Genomic DNA, 17,149 nt, shown 5'->3' on the forward strand with positions numbered 1-17,149 from the left:
ATTGAACGCTGCCGTTGACACCCATCTCCACGACGCGCTTGCGTGGCCGTTCTTCGAAGATCGCCATCGTGCGCTTGCCGCGGGAATCGAAACGTGGTCGCGGGAGCATCTCGCGCACGTGCCCCACGACGATGTCGATGCAACCTGCCGCGTCCTTGTGCGCAAACTAGGGGAAGCCGGCTGGCTGCGCTATGGCGTGGGCGGCACCGCTTACGGCGGCCACGGCGACACGATCGATACGCGCGCCGTCTGCCTGCTGCGAGAAACGCTCGCAAAGCACTCCGGCCTGGCGGATTTCGCGCTCGCCATGCAGGGCCTGGGCTCCGGCGCCATCTCGCTGGCTGGCAACGACACGCAGAAGTCGCGCTATCTACCGCGCGTGGCGCGTGGCGAAGCGATCGCCGCGTTCGCGCTCTCCGAACCGGAAGCCGGCTCCGACGTCGCCGCGATGGCGCTCGCCGCACGCACCGACGGTGACGACTACGTGCTCGACGGCGAAAAAACGTGGATCTCGAACGGCGGCATCGCCGACTTCTACGTGGTGTTCGCCCGCACCGGCGAGGCGCCGGGTGCACGCGGCATCAGCGCGTTTGTGGTCGATGCCGACACGCCTGGGCTCGAAATCGCCGAACGCATCGACGTGATCGCGCCTCATCCGCTCGCGCGCCTGCGCTTCACCGGCGCGCGCGTGAAGCGCAGCCAGATGCTCGGCGTCCCTGGCGAGGGCTTCAAGATCGCCATGCGCACACTCGATATTTTCCGCACGTCGGTTGCCGCTGCGTCGCTCGGCTTCGCGCGCCGCGCCATGGCTGAAGGGATCGCCCGCGCCGCTTCGCGCAAGATGTTCGGCCAGACGCTCGGCGATTTTCAGTTGACCCAGGCAAAGCTCGCGCAAATGGCGCTCACCATCGACAGCAGCGCCCTGCTCGTTTATCGCGCCGCGTGGCTGCGCGACCAGGGCGCAAGCGTGACGCGCGAAGCCGCCATGGCGAAGTGGCACGCAAGCGAAGGCGCGCAGCAGGTGATCGATGCGGCCGTGCAGCTTTGGGGCGGCATGGGCGTGCAAAGCGGCAATATCGTCGAATCGCTCTACCGCGAGATTCGCTCGCTGCGCATCTACGAAGGCGCAACGGAAGTGCAACAGCTGATCGTCGGGCGAGACTTGCTCAAGGCATACAACGCCGCGTAAGCGAACGCCGCGCGACGCACTCTACGGAACCGGACGAAACATGAAACAAGCCCTTCTTCCCGCAGGCTGGGTCAAGCCGCGTGGTTATGCCAATGGCGTCGCCGTTTCCGGCACGCAGGTCTATATCGCCGGGCAAATCGGCTGGGACGAGAACGCGCGCTTCACGAGCCGTGAATTCGGCGCGCAGGCCGTGCAGGCGCTGCGCAATATCGTCGCCGTGCTCGAAACAGCGGGCGGCAAGCCCGAGCACCTCGTGCGCATGACCTGGTACGTCACCGACAAGAAGGAGTACCTGGCATCACTGAAGGAAATCGGCGCGGCGTTTCGCGAGCTGATCGGCGACTACGACATCGCCATGAGCGCGGTTCAGGTGGTGGCGCTCATGGAAGACGACGCAAAAGTGGAAATCGAAGCGACGGCCGTGATTCCCGACGAGGCGCGCCTCACACGCCAATAGACCGCCGCCCACGCAACGCAACGATCAGCTCAAATAGACTGCCGGAGACGCCATGCAACCCACCGCCCATGTCGATACGTTCGCACGCGATCATCTGCCGCCCGAGTCGCAGTGGCCCGACATGCTGCTCGACAACCCCGACGTCGCCTATCCGGCGCGCATGAATTGCGCCGTCGAGTTGCTGGACCGTGCGATCGAGGCCGGGCACGGCGAGCGCCCGGCCATCTGGTCGGACGTCGACGGCAAGCCACAAGCGACCACCTATGCGCAACTGCTCGCGCTCGTGAATCGCAGCGCGCGCGTGCTGGTGGAAGACATGGGGCTGCAGCCGGGAAATCGCGTGCTGTTGCGCGGGCCGAATACGCTGCAGATGGCGGTGGCGTTTCTTGCGTCGCTCAAGGCAGGTCTCGTGGTCATTCCCACCATGCCGCTGTTGCGCGCGAAAGAGCTCAAGCAGATTGCCGCGAAAGCGCGGGTTTGCGCGGCTTTGTGCGACGTGCGGCTCACCGAAGAACTCGCGCGCTGCATGGATCCCGCAGACGAATTCTTTTACGAAGGCATCAAACAGGTCTGCTATTTCCACGACGACTCGCCTGGCACCCTGGAGGCACGCGCAGCAGACAAGCCGGCGGATTTTACGGCGTGCGACACAGCCAGCGACGACGTCTGCCTGATCGCGTTCACGAGCGGCACGACGGGCATGCCCAAGGGCTGCATGCACTTTCATCGCGACGTAATTGCGATGTGCGACCTGTTCCCGCGTTATGTCCTGAAGCCGACGGCCGAGGACGTGTTCTGTGGCACGCCGCCGCTCGCGTTCACGTTCGGGCTGGGAGGGCTGCTGTGTTTTCCGATGCGCGCCGGCGCGTCGACCGTGCTAATCGAAAAGCTCACGCCGGCGCTGCTGCTCGACACGATTCAGCGCTTTCACGCGACGATCGTCTTCACCGCGCCCACGTTCTACCGGCAGATGGCGCCGCTCGTTACGCGGTACGACCTTGCCAGCCTGCGCAAGACGGTATCCGCCGGCGAGGCGCTGCCGCAGGCCACGCGCGACCTGTGGCGCAGCGCGACGGGCATTGAGATGATCGACGGCATTGGCGGCACCGAACTGATCCATATCTTCGTCTCGTCCGCGGGCGCCGATGTGCGGCCCGGCTCGATCGGCCGCGCGGTGCCCGGCTACGTCGTGCAGGCGCTGGACAACGACCTGCAGCCGGTGCCGCCCGGCGTGACGGGCAATCTCGCCGTGCGTGGCCCAACCGGGTGCCGCTACCTCGCCGACGAACGCCAGAGCGTGTTCGTGCGCGGCGGCTGGAACCTGCCCGGCGACGCTGTTTCCATCGACGCCGACGGCTATGTGTTCTATCAGGCCCGCTCCGACGACATGATCGTTTCGTCGGGCTACAACATCGCGGGACCCGAAATCGAGACGGTACTCATGCAGCACCCCGCCGTGGCCGAATGCGGCGTAACGGGCGTACCGGACGAACTGCGTGGGCAGGTGGTGAAGGCATTCGTCGTCTTGCGCCCCGGCTTTAGCGCTGGCGACGCGCTGGTCTCCGAGTTGCAGAACTTCGTGAAGAGCGCCGTGGCGGCGTACAAGTATCCGCGCTTGATTGCGTTTATCGACGCACTGCCGCGCACTGAGACCGGCAAGCTCAAACGCTCGGCGTTGAGGTCGATGTAAGACGGCGCCAGGCGCAAAAAATACTACGTAAACCGTCTATTTTTTAACGCCTTCAAAACACCAACTCTTTGAGGGAATGCGCATCATTTTGCGCATTTTGTGGATGGATCACTAATTTGCGCAATATTGTGCGCATTTCATGGGACCCACTTTTAGCACCTTTGCGCGCATAATTATGCGCAAAACGTCCGAACACGACCTATAATGCGCACCATGATGCGCAAAAAACCCGCGAATCTCTCGATTTCCAACGTTGAGCGCTTGTCAGAAAGACTGCGCGCGACGCGACGCGAGCGCAAGCTGACCCAGCAGGCCCTGGCGGAGCAGGCTGGCGTCGCCCGCCGCACGGTCACGAACGCTGAACACGCAGGCAACGTCGGCATACGCGAACTCTGCCGTCTCGTGAACGCGCTCGGCTACGAAGTCGTGCTTCGCCCCATGAACACTGTCATCCTCGAGGACCTGAACGACATCTTCAGGGACGACGAATGACCGCCGGCGCATCATTCGACCTCGAGCGGCTCCTGCGCGAAATCCGCAATCTGGAAGTCCATACGCCGCAGGGCCCGTGCGGTCTGCTCGCGCGCGAAAGCCGCTTCGTCTTCAATTACGGCGACGTACCGGACGTGGCCGCCGTATCGCTCACCATGCCGGTGCGGCGCCAGAGCTATGCGAGCGGCGACCTGATGGGCATCTTCGCGATGAACCGGCCAGAGGGCTATCTGCGCTTCGTCATCGAGGAGCGGCTCGCGCGTTACGGCGCGCCGAGCGACATGTTTCTGCTCTTTCTCGCCGGCACCAATCAAATCGGCCGGCTCACGTATTCCGTGCCGGGCGAGCGCGTGCCGCAGAGCGAAGGCGAGCGTCTGGACGAATTGCTTTCCTCGCCCTCGGGCCGGCTGTTCGAGCGCCTGATCGACCGCTATGCGCTCGGTTCAGGCATCTCCGGCGTGCAGCCGAAGGCCGTTGTGCCGCTCGCCGCCGAAGCCGCTGCGCGCCCCGCGGAGCACACGGCACTCCCCCTGCGCACGGTGATCGTGAAGGCCGAAGGCGATGACTTTCCCGGGCTCGCGCGCAACGAATACTTCTGCATGTCGGTGGCGAAGGAGGCGGCGCTCGAAGTCCCGGACTTCTGGCTTTCCGAAGACGGCAAGCTCTTCGTCATGTCACGCTTCGACCGCGAGGCGAACGGCTCGCCCCTCGGCTTCGAGGACATGAGCGTGCTCACCGGCAAGGCCAAGTACGAGGGCAGCTACGAGATGATCGCGAAGGCGGTGGACATCTATACGCGCTCGGATCCCGCGCAAAAACGCCGCCTTTTCGAGCGCATCGCCCTTTCGTGCCTGCTGCGCGACGGCGATGCCCACATGAAGAACCTGGGAATCCTCTATATCGATCCGACCGGGCCGCGCCGTCTTGCTCCGGTGTTCGATGTGGTCTGCACGGACATCTATCCGGATCTCGACGGGCGCATGGCGCTGAGCCTGAACCGGAGCAAGACGTTCCCGCTGCCGGCGGAACTCCATGCCTTTGCGCGGCGTCTCGATCTGCGGCAGACGGAAAGCGAGGAAATCATGGGCCGCCTGAGCGACGCCTATCTCATAGTCGCCGAGCGTCTCACGGACGACCAGCGATTCCACGAGGGCGATCTGCTCGCAAAGATCCGGCGGGCCGTCGAGCGACCGGGCGTCAAACCCGTCTCACGCCCGAAGCTGGTGCGTTAGGCGCGCGAGCACGAGCATCGACGCGCCGGCCGCCTGCGTCAATGCTTGCCCGCCTCCTGCACCGCGAACGCCATGCGTTTGTCCGCCGCGTCGTAGCGGCACACGACCTTGGCGCCCTCCTTCACACCGCCCTTGAGCATTTCCTTCGCCAGTTCGTTCTCCACCGCCTGCTGCATCTTGCGCTTCAACTCGCGCGCGCCGAATTCCGGCCGATACCCGTCCGACGCGAGGTGGTCGATCACGCTGTCGTCGAACGTCAGGTCGATATCCTGGCTGCGCGCCATGCGCCGGACCTGCTCGAGTTGCAGCCGCACGATCGAGCGCAGTTCGTCGCCGCTAAGCGGCTGGAACACGATGATCTCGTCGATGCGATTCAGGAACTCGGGCCGGAAGTGCTGGCGCAACTCGCCCATCACGGCACCCTGCATCGCACCTTCGGCGCTGGAGAGGAAACCCGGCCCCGAGCGCTTTTGCCCCGAGACCACGTCGGAGCCGAGATTGCTCGTCGCGATCACGACCGTATTGCTGAAGTCGACCACACGTCCCTTGCCGTCGGTGAGCCGCCCGTCGTCGAACACCTGCAGCAGGACGTTGTAGACGTCGGAGTGGGCTTTCTCGATCTCGTCGAGCAAGATCACGCAATAGGGGCGGCGACGCACCTTCTCGGTCAGCTGCCCGCCCTCGTCATAGCCGACATAACCCGGCGGCGAGCCGATCAGCCGCGACACCGCGTGGCGCTCCATGTACTCGCTCATGTCGATGCGCACGATAGCGTCCTCGTCGCCGAACACCACTTCGGCCAGCGCCTTCGCAAGCTCGGTCTTGCCGACGCCGGTCGGCCCGAGGAACAGGAACACCGCCGTGGGCCGCCGCCCGCGCCGCAGCCCGGCGCGCGAACGGCGCACCGCGTCGCTGACCGCGACGATGGCCTGCTCCTGGCCAATCACGCGCTCATGCAGCCGCTGTTCCATTTCGAGCAGTCGCGTGCGCTCCTCGGCGGTCAGCTGCGTGACGGGCACGCCCGTGAGCTTCGAGACGATCTCCGCGACATCTTCGCTCGTCACGTCGGAGGTCACGGTGCCGAGCTGGCCTTTCCAGTCATTGGTGGCCTGCGCGAGCGCCTTTTCCTTGTCGTCGATCGGCTCGTCGAGCGTGTGCGCGCGCTCGAAATTCTTGCGCGTCGCCGCGTAGTCCTGCTCGCGCCGCAACTGCGCCAGCTCCGCTTCGAGTTCGAGAATCGCCGCGGGCCGCGAGGTGGCCGAAAGATGCACGCGCGCCGCCGCCTGGTCGACCAGATCGATCGCCTTGTCGGGCAGGAATCGGCCCATCACGTAGCGGTCCGATAGTTCGGCGGCCGAAACGAGTGCGTCGTCGCGAATGGTGACGTGGTGATGCACCTCGAGCTTGTCGCGCAAGCCGCGCAGGATGTTGATCGTCTGATCGACGCTCGGCTCGGAGACGAACACCGGCTGAAAGCGCCGCTCGAGCGCCGCGTCCTTCTCGATGTACTTCTGGTACTCCGAGAGCGTCGTCGCGCCAATCAGGTTCAGTTCGCCGCGCGCCATGGCCGGCTTGAAGACGTTGGCGATATCGAGGCCGCCTTCGCCGCCGCCCTGGCCCGCGCCGACGATCATGTGCACTTCGTCGATGAAGAGCACGAGGCTCTCGCGCTGCGCCGCGATTTCCTCCATCACGCCTTTCACGCGCTCTTCGAATTCGCCGCGATACTTCGCACCCGCGATCAGCCCGTTGACGTTCAACTCGACGAGCCGCCGCCCGCGCAGCGATTCGGGCACGTCGCCGTTAAGCATGCGTTGAGCGAGCCCTTCGGCAATGGCCGTCTTGCCTACGCCAGGTTCGCCGATCAGCACCGGGTTGTTCTTGCGCCGGCGTGCGAGGACTTCCACCACGGTCTCGATCTCGCTCGAACGGCCGATCACCGGGTCGAGCTTGCCCTCGCTCGCAAGCGCCGTGAGGTCGCGGCTGTATTGATCGAGTTGCGGTGTCGCGCTCGGGCCCTTCGCGGCGGGACGCTCGCGCTTGTCGCCCTGGGCCTCGACGAGCCGCTGCAACACCTTTTGAGGCGTGACGCCATAGCGGCCGAGCAGATGGCCCGCAAAGCTTTCTGGCACCTGCGTGAGGCCGAAGAGCAAATGTTCGGGCGCGACGTAGCTGTGACCCAGTTCGCGCGAGACGAGAAATGCGCGGTCTAGCGCGCCCTTCAAGCGTGGCGAGACGCCGATACGGCCGTCCTCGGGCACACCCGCGCCTTCGCGCTTCTGCGCATTGGCGTCGATGAACGCGCGCACGTCGTCGGGCTGAATGCCGAGCCGCTTGAGGATCGCCGCGCCGGCGTCGTTGCCCGCGAGTTCGTAAAGCAGATGCTCCGTGTCGACCTCGCGCCGCCCGAACTGCACCGCCCGCTCCGCTGCGCGCTGCAGCAATTCACGCGCCACGTCGCTGAAATAGCGCTCGACAATCGCGCCGTCGCCGGCTTCCATCGCCTGTGGCGCGGGTTCGGCCGCCGCGTCGCCGGTATCGCCTGTACCGTCGGCCTGCTGCGAGGCGCGAAACAGCGCCTCCAGCGGGCTCAAGGTGCGCTGATGCCGTGTGAGCTGCGCATAGTGATAGTCGCAGACATCGAGAAAACGCCGTCTGCCGTCCTGCAATACGGCGACCCGCACCGTCGCGGGGCGCACGCCGCAGATATCGCAGTTGAACTGAGCCATTTCGTCTCCTTGGAAGCCGTGCGCAGCGCGCGCGGATGCGCCGCCCTCGACCAGGAATGGCACAAGGCAGGCTCACGCGAGCGCCGCATGAATGCTCTAACGAATACCGAAGCGAAGTTCAGACGTCATCGTAGCGTCGAATCGAACTGCGCGTCGTCAAGGAGACGTTTGCGAATCGATGGAATGGCTTGCGCCGCCTCAACCGTCCTGGCGGGCTGCCGAGTTGGCCGCATCGCGGACTTGCGCCGCCGGGTCGCGTATCCATGCGCTCAGCAACGTGGACGAGACGGCGAGGATCACCGGGCCGATGAAGAGGCCGACGATCCCGAAGGCGAACAAGCCGCCGAGCACGCCGGAGAGAATCAGCAGCATCGGCAGATTGACGCCGCGGCGGATCAGCACCGGCCGCACGAGGTTGTCGAGCATGGCGACCATCACGGACCACACCGCGAGCAGGCTGCCTGCGATATGCGCGTCATGCACGAACAGCCAGATCACGCCGCCGAGCAGCGGCAGCGTCGGGCCGATCTGCGCGAGACACAGCATGAGCATCACGGCCGTGAGCACGCCCGCTCCCGGCACCCCGGCCACCCACAGGCCGATGCCGCCGAGCGCCGACTGCAGGATCGCCGTGACGACGATGCCGAGCGCCACCGCGCGAACCGAAGCGCCCGCGAGCTTGACCGCCTGCTCGCCATAAGCGGGCGCGACGCGCATGGCGAAGCGCGTGACATAGTCGGCGGCCTGCTCGCCGTTGCTGTACAGAATGCCCGTGATGATGACCGTGATGAACATGTGCATGACGAACACGCCCACCGAAGCGGCATGGCCGATCAGCCAGTGCGCGGCGATCGAAACGTACGGTTCGAGTTGCGCGAGCAGGCCGCCAGGACCCGCGTCCGAAAACTCCTGCCACTTGCTGGCAATACGGCCGCCCACCACGGGAATGTCATTGACCCACTGCGGCGGCGCCGTCAACGCGTAGTCGGGCAGCTTGCGGATCAGCTCCATGATCTCGCCGCCGTGCAACGCGAGCGTCGAGATGGCTTCATAGAGCGGCAGCACGATCACGACCAGAAGGATGAGCAGCATCACGAGCGTGGCGAGCCAGCGGCGGTTGCCGCAGCGCCGCTCAATGGCTTTCATGGCGGGCCAGGTCGCGACGACGATCGTCGTCGCCCAGATCAGTCCCGGGAGGAACGGACGCATGACGTAGAGGCTGCCGATCGTCAGCGCGCAGAGTATGGCAACAACGAACAGGATGCGGGCGATGTCCGGCATGACTTGCGGCTTCACGTACTTCTCCTTGCAGCAGGGCGCGCCTCATGGCGCCGACGCGCTAGTCTATATCGGATACGTTACGAATCCGTTTTAAAAGTGCCGCTGCGCTGCCGCCCCGCTGCCGTCCGGAACACACTCTGGAATAATGGCCCTTTCCCCGACCTTGCAACGAAGAAGAGCCAGCCATGACTGCAACCGATAGCAAACTGCCCTGCGTGCTCCTCACCAACGACGACGGCATCGACGCGCCCGGCCTCGCCGTGCTCGAAGCCGTGGCCGCCGAACTCGCGCACGAAGTCTGGGTCGTCGCGCCCGAACACGACCAGAGCGGCACCTCGCACTCGATCAGCCTGCACACGCCGCTGCGCGTCTCCCGGCGCGGCGAGCGGCGCTTCGGCGTGCTCGGCACGCCGGGCGATTGCGTGGTGATGGCGGTGCGCCAGCTCATGGGCGACGTGCGCCCTTCGCTCGTGCTCTCGGGCATCAACCGCGGCGGCAACCTCGGCGTGGAGACGATGTTCTCCGGCACGGTAGGCGCAGCCATGACGGGCCTTCTGCTCGGCCTGCCGTCCATCGCCTTGAGCCAGACCTTCCGCGACCGCGAGCGTGTGCGCTGGGACACCGCCCGCGCGCTCGCACCGGACGTGATTCGCCGCCTCGCCGCCGTGGCGCACGATGCGCCCGTTTGCCTGAACGTGAATTTCCCCGATATCGACGCAAGCGCCGCGGGACCGCTCACGGTCACGCGCCAGGGCGTGGGGCTCGTGCAGGGTATCGACGTCGTGCCGCAGATCGATCCGCGCGGCATGGATTACCACTGGCTGCGCTTCAATCGCGGCCCGCGCGAAAACGGGCCCGACAGCGAAACGACCGTGGTGAACTCCGGCCGCGTTTCGGTCACGCCGCTGCATTTCGAACGCACCGACGAAAAAACCTTTGTCACGTTGCAGGCGGCGCTCGGCGCTGCCGCCTGAAGATGGCCCGATGATCGTGACGCTTATGTGCGCGCGGCGGACTCCATCGCCCGCGCGATCGCGTCGCGAATGTCATCAGGAATGCCAATCGACTTGTGGGTGTCGAGCGAGGTCGTCACGATGGTCTGGCGCGCCGTCATGCGCAGCACGCCGTCCACGCCCGTGCAGGCCCACGCCAGCGTGAGCGACGCGCCGCCCAGGCGCTCGACGTCGAGCGACAGCCAGACCTCGTCGCCCATCCTGCTCACGGCCTTGAAATCCACTTCGAGCCGCACGGTCGGCATGCCCACGCGGCGTTCGCCTATCACGCCGTGATAGCCCTCTTGCGGCAGCAACTCGTCGATCCACGACTCGACGAGGTCGTTGAAGAGGACGAAATACTGCGGATAGAACACGATGCCGGCGGGATCGCACTCCGAGAAGTGGATCTTGTGTTTGCGGCGGTATGTGGGCGTCGCCATGCGTGTGCCTCCTGTCATGCCTGCTCGCGGCACCGTCAAATCACGAGCCGCGACACTTTCACGCCTTCCAGCGATACCCCGGCCATGAGGCCCGCGTTGGTCAGCACGAACGCCTCCACCGGGCTCGTGGCGGTCGAGGTATCGACGTTGCCGTTCGCGCCCACCGTGACGAGCGCAACCGTGGCATCCGCGCCGGCCGACCAGCCCTGGCTGTTCGTGAAATCGTTGAGCGCGACCGGGTTCATGAACGCGAAGATGATGGCCTTGGACTGCGCGCCGATCTGCAGACCGAACGAGCCCGCAATGGTGCTGTAGTAACCCGTCGTGCGGCCATCCACGCGCAGCGCGCCGGTGCCGTACTGCCCGCCGATCCAGAAGCCCGCCGAGAGAACTTGCGGAAAGACGAGCACGCCGCTCGACTTCGAGATCAGTTCCTGCGACCCGCTCACCGTGTTGAAGAGGCGCGTGAGCGTGGCGTCGACGCCCGCGTCGATCGAATTGCGCTTCGCCGTGTTCTGCGCAGCGCCGCTCTGGGAGCCCGGCGGCGTGGTCGTGCAGCCGGCAAGCGCGAGGCCGCCGGCGGCGAGAGCGGCACTGGAGCTGAGAAGAAATTGACGTCGGCGCATGAGAGGGTTCCTGTGCAAAGGGGACTTCGAATGTCTGCGCCGGCCCGGTCGCGGACATCCGGGCCGCGCGCAAAGCGCTACAGGATAGCGCGCATGGGCGTCGCCGGGGCAAACCCGCAATCCGGCCCGCCGGCACCCATCGGCACCCGGCCTCACCGGTGCCCGGCCGGCTGCGGCGGCCATGACCGCTCATCCTTGGGGGTATAGGACCATGCAGCGGGCATCGAGTTCGCACAGAGATGTAAGGAAATGTCCAGCCGCAGGCGTTCGATGCAATGCAACATCATCGCGCCTTTCGAATCTGTTCGATATCGGCGGGCCGCCCCCGTCGCTAAATTGTGGGCATACCAGGGCGCAGGTTGCGATTCCCCACGCAGCGGCGCCCCGCCCGTCCCTCGAACGAGTTTCGCCATGCTGCCCACTACGCCAGATCGATCGCCACAACCGCGCACGCCGATGCTCGCGCGCGTCATCGATCATCTGAGCGGCGCCGGCGTCTATCTGCTGCCGCCGCTCTACGTGGGCTTCGTCGCCATGCTGTTCCTGCTCTGCGCGGCCCCGGCCGGCACATTCTGGCTGACGGCCGCCACCGGCGCGATCGCGGGAGCCATGAGCCTCTGTTCACTGGTCTTCTATGCGGCCAGCGCCCGGCGAGTCGCGCCGCTCCAGCCGGCCACCCCACGCGCCGCCGCTTCCCACGGCACGGGCCGCCCGATGCCGCAGCGTTTCGTGCAGATGACGACGCGCACGTGCAGCCAGCACTGCGCCGGGACCGATGGCTCACGCACGCGGTTCACGGTGTCGTGCTTTCACGCGCATTGCCACGCAGGCAAGCCAAACAAAGCGAGCAACCAAGCAGCAAACTGAGCAGCGACGCCCTACATCACGGCCAGGCAAACTCCGACAAGGATAAGTAATCCCTGACTTATAATGGCCAAAACCATGACAGCGCAACACCCGCGCTGAATCAGGCTCTGCAGGTCTCGCCCTCCAGCTCATCCGACTTCAGGCGACACGCTCACGACCATGATGAAAGCAACGCAAGATGTGCGGATCGTGGTGGCCGACGACCATCCGGTCGTGCTGACGGCGATCAGCGATTACCTCGACACCCAGCCGGGCTTCAGGGTGGTTGCGAAAGCCGCGACCGGCGCGGGACTCATCGACGCCTTGCGCGACACCGAGTGCGAGCTGATCATCACCGACTTCTCGATGCAGGGCGACCTCGAAGACGAGGACGGCCTGCGGCTCGTCAGCCGCTTGCGGCGGCTCTATCCCGATACGCCTGTGATCGTGTTCACGATGGTCACCAACGGCGGCATCCTGCACCAGCTTGCGCAGCTCGGCGTGGCCGGACTGATCGGCAAGGATGAGCCGATTCCCGCACTCGGCGAAGTCTGCCGGCGCGCGCTCGCGGAACCGGGTACGGCGCTTTCCGCGCGCATTGCCGAACGGCTCGCCAAGGAAGGCTCGACCGTCGACGAATTTCAGCGCAACCAGCCGCTGTCGCCGCGCGAGCTCGAAGTGGTGCGGCTCTTCGCGCTCGGCCTGAGCGTCACCGAAATCTCGAAGCGGTTGAATCGCTCGGTCACCACCGTCGCCACGCAAAAGCGCGCGGCCATGCGCAAACTCCATCTCGAATCGAATGCCGATCTGATCCGTTACGCCGGCGAACACGGATTCGCGTGATGCCTCGCTCGGCCCGTCGGGACGCTCTCACCCAGGCCTCGCCCTATGAAGCGCTGCGGGCGCTCGAGCGCAACCTGAGGCGGGAGAGGCGCGTCTTCGCGATGCTCACGGGCCTGCTGATCTTCGCGGCGCTGTGCATGGCGGCGGTCGCGATCGGCAGCCTGGGGTTCGCCGCGCTGCGCTCGCAGGCGCAGCAGGCCATTGCCATTCGCGCGCAAGCGGACACGCTGATCGAGCGCCACTACACCTTGCTCGCGGGCGCACAAGTCGTGCTCGCGCTCGAAAGCTCGTCGCTGCTATCGAGGCAACCGGGCGACGTGGCGCCGCCGGCTTGCGCGCCTACGTTCGACAGCCTCGATGGCGCGCCCGAATTGCGTGCCGCGTGCGACCGCGTCGTGCAGATCGCTGCCCGGGTCTCGCCAAACATACCCCTACTGGTGCTCCCGGTCGATGGCAGCGCCGCCTATAGCCACCAGCTCGCGCCTGCCGTCGCCGCGCCGGCGCATTCGCGACGGCAGCCGCAGGGCGCGGCTGCCCTGCTCGCCGATGCGATCCTGCTGCGCATGACGGCGCGAGGAACGGACCCGGTGGCCGCCGCTCACGGACTGAAAGTTGTCTGGTTCCGGCCGCCGCCCGCGCTTGGCTTTCCGCATGGGCTGGTGCTCGGCGCGCTGAGCGTGCTCAAGGACGACAAACCCTATGCGTTCGTGATCACAAGCATCGATCTCGACACGTTCGGCGGCGGCGCGGTGGATAGTGGCTCGGACCCGATCTCGCCCACGCTCTTCGATATCGACGGCTCAATGCTTTCCGGGCCACTGTCCGCTCCCGCCGCGCAGTTACTCGACCGCCGCGTTGCGAATCTCGAGCCGCGCGTCTTCCACGCGATCCCGCGCTTTGGCTGGGTGCTGCGCGAGGCGCCGCTCGCGCATGACTTCGGCTACGGCATCGTGGCACTCTCCTGGAGCGAGCACCTCGCGCTGATCCGTACGCCAGCCTTCGCTATCCTCGCAGTCACGGCTGCCCTCGTCGTCATGCTCCTTGCGCTCTCGCGCTACTGGAATCGCCGCGTGCTCGCGCGCACCTACGACGAAGCGACACGCGCACTCGAAGGCGAGTTGCTCAACCACCTCCTCGTTCATGCGACACCCGTCGGCCTGTGCATCGTCAGGCGCAGCAACTTCGAGATCGTCGTGGCGAACCAGATCGTGCGCAACGTGCTCGGACTCGACGAGCACGCCACGCGTCTGCCGAGCGCCTTGTGCGCGGAATTCGAGAAACACTCGCCATGGTCAGACGCCGCGAACCGCAATGAGACGACGCCGGTGTACGAGCTGCCCTACTCGCTCGAGCGCCCCGACGGGGAAGGCCTGCATCTCGCCATCACCTATGCGCCCGCCACCATGAATCGCGAAGACGTAATGTTCTGCGCAGTCGCCGACATGTCGAAGCACTACGAAGTCGAGCGGCTGCTTCGCGAAGCGAAGCGCCTGAGCGACGAAGCGGCGCGCGCGAAAGTGAGCTTCTTCGCAGCGATGAGCCACGAGATCCGCACGCCGCTCGGCTCGCTCGTCGGCAATATCGAGTTGATGGCGCGCGGGCCACTCGCACCGGAACAAGGCGCGCGCGTGCAGGCCATGCAGATTTCCGCGGCCGAACTGCTGCAGATCGTGAGCGACGTGCTCGACTTTTCGAAGATCGATGTCGGCCAGATGAAGCTGGTCGAAGAAGCCGGTTCGATTGCCGGGCTGCTCGTGCGCATCGCGCTTGCGCATGCCCCGCTCGCCGTGCGTCAGCATCTGCCTTTCTACCTCGTGATGGACCGCGCCATTCCGGCCCAGCTTCACTTCGACGCCATGCGGCTCGCGCAGATCGTCAACAACCTGCTTAGCAACGCGTTCAAATTCACGCGCTCCGGCAAGATCGTGCTGCGGGCGCGCTGGCGCGAAAGCGCCCTGGAAATCAGCGTGAGCGACTCCGGCGGCGGAATTGCCGAAGACCTCAAGCCCCACCTGTTCCAACCCTTCACGCAAGGCGACGCCCAGAAGCTCACGCAGGCGCGCGGTACTGGCCTCGGGCTTTCCATCTGCGCGCGCCTGACCGAGCTGATGCACGGGCGCATCGCGCTCGACAGTGCGTCTGGCGTGGGCACGCGCGTCACGGTCACGCTGCCGCTGCGCCCCGCAGGCGAGGCCACCGCCGGTGAAGCATGGACGCTGCCCGATGCGCATCCCGCGATTTTGTGCCGTGCGCCCGAAAACCACGAATGGCTCGCCAATCTGTTCGATGCGCGTGTGAGCACGCCAACTTTCCTGAGCCCGGATGAACCGCAGCGCGAGGGCACATTCGATTATGTGCTCGTGACCGACGAGTTCTCGCGCGACGACGTTGCGCGGCTCTGCCCTGCAGGGGTGAAAATCGTGTGGCTGCGCCAGGACGGCCCGCTCGTGCCGCTTGAACTCGCCGGCGGCGCCGTCGAAGTGAGCCTTTACAGCCTGACCGCCATCCGCGCGGCGACACAATCGCCGGGGCGCGGCGCGGCAGCAGCGACCGTCGAGACGCCGCGCGACGTCCCCGATAACGGTGAACGTTTCGCAACCCTGAATGTTCTGATTGCCGAAGACAATCTGCTCAACCGCGGCCTGCTGCGCGACCAGTTGCGCACGCTCGGCGCGAGCGTGGTCGAAGCGAAAGACGGCGAGGAAGCGCTCGCCCGGCTGGACGAGCATCAAGTGGATCTCGTTCTGACCGACCTGAACATGCCGCGCATGAACGGTAGCGCGCTGCTCCAGGCGGCGCGTGCGAGGTTCCCTTCGCTACCGGTCTACGCGTTGAGCGCCGACGCACTGCCCGAGCAGATCGCCCAAGGTCGCGCGCAAGGCTTCACCGACTACCTCACCAAGCCGCTCGCGCTCGCGGAACTTGCCCGCGTGCTGGCCATCGTGTCCGCGCAAATCCGCGCCGGGCAGAACGCCAGCGCAACCGCAGCAGGGATCGAGCAACCCGTCGACGCAGTGGAAAAGGACAACGACGTATCCGAAGACGAAGAACCGCCTCGCTTCCCGACGCTCGCGCCCGCGCTCGCCGAACTCTTCATCCGGCAAGCCGAGCGCGACATCGCCGAATACACCCACATCGCGCAGCAGCGCGACTTCGATCGCCTGCGCGACTGGGCGCACCGGGTGTCGGGAGGCCTTGCGGTGCTGGGCCCCTCGATGCTCAACGAAGCCTGCCTCGAATTGCGCGCAACCCTGCGCGAGACGGGCGAATGGACCAGCGACGTGACCGGTCTCGCGGCGGCCGTCGTGGAGGAACTCGAAGCAATGCGCGCGCTCGCGGCGCATCGCGACGCTGTGTGAGCGCGACGTATCCGCGCCGCGCTCAGCGCGTGCGTTGCAGGAATACGTGGGCTTCGGCCGGCGCATCCATCGGGCAAGCCCCGCTGCGCAGACGCACGCACCACTGACGCAATGCGGTGTCCTCGAGCGGGCAGCACGCCGGATTGCGCGGCGTGACATGGCGGTGCGCGTCGAGCCGTAGCGCGAAGCTCAACGGAAGCGCGAGGCCACACGACGTTTCGCTCGTGCCGCGCGCAAGCGGGGCGAACCCCGCAGTTGCGTGCGGCTTGTCCTCCACGGATTGATGCTGGGGCAGGCGCGGTGTCCAGCGCATGCCGGGCGCACGTCGGAAAGAAAATGCAGACATGGACGTTTCCCCCCTTTGCGGGCGGCTCCTGAGTCATCTCGAACAGCTTCGATATTCGCCCCTGTCTTGCGCCCCATCCATAGAAACTCATCGAAAAGCGCCCACGGCCGCGACATCGCGCCGCGCTTATGGCCACCCTCAGATCTGCGGGCCAGCCTGCGCAAACGCGAAATGCCGTGTTAGACTCCGCCGCGCAATCATTCTCATTCTCATGAATTCACGCAAGCATTCACTGCTGACCGCATGGCTTGGCCTCGTCGCCATGTGGCTCATCGTGCTTGCGCCGCTCGTGAGCCAGCTCGTTGCCGCGCAGCACGCGCATGAGCCGGACGCCACGCTCTGCTCGGCCATACACCCGATCGAGTCCGGAAGCACGCCGCATCTTTCGCACGACGATGCATTCGGCGCATGCGGCTACTGTCATCTGCTCGAGCATCACGTGGCGATGCCTTCGGTCGCCGCGCCCGAACCGCTGGCCGCACTCGTTCTCGCGCACGACACGATCGCGCCGCCCGTCACGCACGACATCCCTCCAGGCGCCTTCCCTTCGGGCAGGCCGCGCGCTCCTCCCGTTCTTTCCTGAGTTACGCCGTCAACGTTCTGCCGATCGCGATCTGATTGCGT

At 65.8% G+C, this 17,149-nt stretch carries 15 protein-coding genes; 10 read left to right on the forward strand and 5 right to left on the reverse strand.

Annotated features, from left to right (window positions below; genetic code table 11):
• The first annotated feature begins 1 nt into the window (after position 1).
• The 5 genes from FAZ97_RS19910 to FAZ97_RS19930 all read left to right on the forward strand — a co-directional run bounded on the left by FAZ97_RS19910 (position 2) and on the right by FAZ97_RS19930 (position 5,060).
• Positions 2–1,189, forward strand: a complete 1,188-nt coding sequence (locus tag FAZ97_RS19910; RefSeq protein ID WP_233271703.1) for an acyl-CoA dehydrogenase family protein — start codon at positions 2–4, stop codon at positions 1,187–1,189.
• Between the two features lie 40 nt (positions 1,190–1,229).
• Positions 1,230–1,646 (forward strand): RidA family protein, encoded by a 417-nt coding sequence (locus FAZ97_RS19915; RefSeq protein ID WP_158760142.1) that lies wholly within the window; start codon positions 1,230–1,232, stop codon positions 1,644–1,646.
• Positions 1,647–1,698: 52 nt separating this feature from the next.
• Entirely contained in the window at positions 1,699–3,336 is a 1,638-nt protein-coding gene (locus FAZ97_RS19920) for an AMP-binding protein (protein WP_158760143.1), read from the forward strand.
• A 261-nt stretch (positions 3,337–3,597) separates the two neighbouring features.
• The gene (locus FAZ97_RS19925) at positions 3,598–3,828 is read left to right on the forward strand and encodes a helix-turn-helix transcriptional regulator (RefSeq protein ID WP_233271704.1); all 231 of its coding nucleotides are present in this window, start codon (positions 3,598–3,600) and stop codon (positions 3,826–3,828) included.
• A complete protein-coding gene (locus FAZ97_RS19930) occupies positions 3,825–5,060 on the forward strand; it encodes a type II toxin-antitoxin system HipA family toxin (protein ID WP_158760145.1) in 1,236 nt (411 codons plus the stop codon). Before FAZ97_RS19925 ends, FAZ97_RS19930 begins: the two co-directional genes overlap by 4 nt.
• 38 nt (positions 5,061–5,098) lie before the next feature.
• Here FAZ97_RS19930 and FAZ97_RS19935 read toward each other — a convergent pair whose 3' ends face one another.
• Together FAZ97_RS19935 and ydiK are read right to left on the reverse strand one after the other, a co-directional pair.
• On the reverse strand, positions 5,099–7,789 hold the full coding sequence (locus tag FAZ97_RS19935) for an ATP-dependent Clp protease ATP-binding subunit (RefSeq protein ID WP_158760146.1): 2,691 nt from the start codon (positions 7,787–7,789) through the stop codon (positions 5,099–5,101).
• 198 nt (positions 7,790–7,987) lie between these two features.
• Positions 7,988–9,070 carry an AI-2E family transporter YdiK gene (ydiK, locus tag FAZ97_RS19940; RefSeq protein ID WP_158761003.1) on the reverse strand — a complete coding sequence of 361 codons (1,083 nt, stop codon included), beginning with the start codon at positions 9,068–9,070 and terminating at the stop codon, positions 7,988–7,990.
• A 185-nt stretch (positions 9,071–9,255) separates the two neighbouring features.
• Between ydiK and surE the strand changes: the two genes are divergently transcribed.
• Positions 9,256–10,044 (forward strand): 5'/3'-nucleotidase SurE, encoded by a 789-nt coding sequence (surE, locus tag FAZ97_RS19945; RefSeq protein ID WP_158760147.1) that lies wholly within the window; start codon positions 9,256–9,258, stop codon positions 10,042–10,044.
• A 23-nt stretch (positions 10,045–10,067) separates the two neighbouring features.
• Here surE and FAZ97_RS19950 read toward each other — a convergent pair whose 3' ends face one another.
• The gene (locus tag FAZ97_RS19950; RefSeq protein WP_158760148.1) at positions 10,068–10,505 is read right to left on the reverse strand and encodes an acyl-CoA thioesterase; all 438 of its coding nucleotides are present in this window, start codon (positions 10,503–10,505) and stop codon (positions 10,068–10,070) included.
• A 35-nt stretch (positions 10,506–10,540) separates the two neighbouring features.
• Positions 10,541–11,131 carry a BPSL1445 family SYLF domain-containing lipoprotein gene (locus tag FAZ97_RS19955; protein ID WP_158760149.1) on the reverse strand — a complete coding sequence of 197 codons (591 nt, stop codon included), beginning with the start codon at positions 11,129–11,131 and terminating at the stop codon, positions 10,541–10,543.
• A gap of 411 nt (positions 11,132–11,542) precedes the next feature.
• On the opposite strand from FAZ97_RS19955, the gene FAZ97_RS19960 reads away from it, so the two are divergent.
• From FAZ97_RS19960 to FAZ97_RS19970, 3 genes are all read left to right on the forward strand, one after another.
• Positions 11,543–11,998, forward strand: a complete 456-nt coding sequence (locus tag FAZ97_RS19960) for a hypothetical protein (RefSeq protein WP_158760150.1) — start codon at positions 11,543–11,545, stop codon at positions 11,996–11,998.
• A 162-nt stretch (positions 11,999–12,160) separates the two neighbouring features.
• Positions 12,161–12,820 (forward strand): response regulator transcription factor, encoded by a 660-nt coding sequence (locus tag FAZ97_RS19965; protein WP_158761004.1) that lies wholly within the window; start codon positions 12,161–12,163, stop codon positions 12,818–12,820.
• The gene (locus FAZ97_RS19970; protein WP_158760151.1) at positions 12,820–16,179 is read left to right on the forward strand and encodes an ATP-binding protein; all 3,360 of its coding nucleotides are present in this window, start codon (positions 12,820–12,822) and stop codon (positions 16,177–16,179) included. The genes FAZ97_RS19965 and FAZ97_RS19970 overlap by 1 nt, the downstream gene beginning before the upstream one ends.
• 22 nt (positions 16,180–16,201) lie before the next feature.
• Here the strand turns inward: FAZ97_RS19970 and FAZ97_RS19975 are convergent, their stop codons facing one another.
• Positions 16,202–16,525 (reverse strand): hypothetical protein, encoded by a 324-nt coding sequence (locus FAZ97_RS19975; RefSeq protein ID WP_158760152.1) that lies wholly within the window; start codon positions 16,523–16,525, stop codon positions 16,202–16,204.
• Positions 16,526–16,736: 211 nt separating this feature from the next.
• Between FAZ97_RS19975 and FAZ97_RS19980 the strand changes: the two genes are divergently transcribed.
• Positions 16,737–17,108, forward strand: coding sequence for a DUF2946 domain-containing protein (locus FAZ97_RS19980; RefSeq protein WP_199272111.1), 372 nt, complete (start codon positions 16,737–16,739; stop codon positions 17,106–17,108).
• The last annotated feature ends 41 nt before the right edge of the window (positions 17,109–17,149 follow it).

Origin of the sequence: Paraburkholderia acidiphila, from assembly GCF_009789655.1 — a bacterium.
GTDB lineage: Bacteria > Pseudomonadota > Gammaproteobacteria > Burkholderiales > Burkholderiaceae > Paraburkholderia > Paraburkholderia acidiphila.

Excerpts from the sequence above, each read along its gene's own strand:
- FAZ97_RS19950 (WP_158760148.1), bottom strand. The coding sequence starts at position 10,505 with ATGGCGACGCCCACATACCGCCGCAAACACAAGATCCACTTCTCGGAG.
- FAZ97_RS19935 (WP_158760146.1), bottom strand. The coding sequence starts at position 7,789 with ATGGCTCAGTTCAACTGCGATATCTGCGGCGTGCGCCCCGCGACGGTG.
- FAZ97_RS19975 (WP_158760152.1), bottom strand. The coding sequence starts at position 16,525 with ATGTCTGCATTTTCTTTCCGACGTGCGCCCGGCATGCGCTGGACACCG.
- FAZ97_RS19970 (WP_158760151.1), top strand. The coding sequence starts at position 12,820 with ATGCCTCGCTCGGCCCGTCGGGACGCTCTCACCCAGGCCTCGCCCTAT.
- FAZ97_RS19955 (WP_158760149.1), bottom strand. The coding sequence starts at position 11,131 with ATGCGCCGACGTCAATTTCTTCTCAGCTCCAGTGCCGCTCTCGCCGCC.
- surE (WP_158760147.1), top strand. The coding sequence starts at position 9,256 with ATGACTGCAACCGATAGCAAACTGCCCTGCGTGCTCCTCACCAACGAC.
- FAZ97_RS19965 (WP_158761004.1), top strand. The coding sequence starts at position 12,161 with ATGAAAGCAACGCAAGATGTGCGGATCGTGGTGGCCGACGACCATCCG.
- FAZ97_RS19930 (WP_158760145.1), top strand. The coding sequence starts at position 3,825 with ATGACCGCCGGCGCATCATTCGACCTCGAGCGGCTCCTGCGCGAAATC.
- FAZ97_RS19915 (WP_158760142.1), top strand. The coding sequence starts at position 1,230 with ATGAAACAAGCCCTTCTTCCCGCAGGCTGGGTCAAGCCGCGTGGTTAT.
- FAZ97_RS19980 (WP_199272111.1), top strand. The coding sequence starts at position 16,737 with ATGAATTCACGCAAGCATTCACTGCTGACCGCATGGCTTGGCCTCGTC.
- ydiK (WP_158761003.1), bottom strand. The coding sequence starts at position 9,070 with ATGCCGGACATCGCCCGCATCCTGTTCGTTGTTGCCATACTCTGCGCG.
- FAZ97_RS19920 (WP_158760143.1), top strand. The coding sequence starts at position 1,699 with ATGCAACCCACCGCCCATGTCGATACGTTCGCACGCGATCATCTGCCG.
- FAZ97_RS19960 (WP_158760150.1), top strand. The coding sequence starts at position 11,543 with ATGCTGCCCACTACGCCAGATCGATCGCCACAACCGCGCACGCCGATG.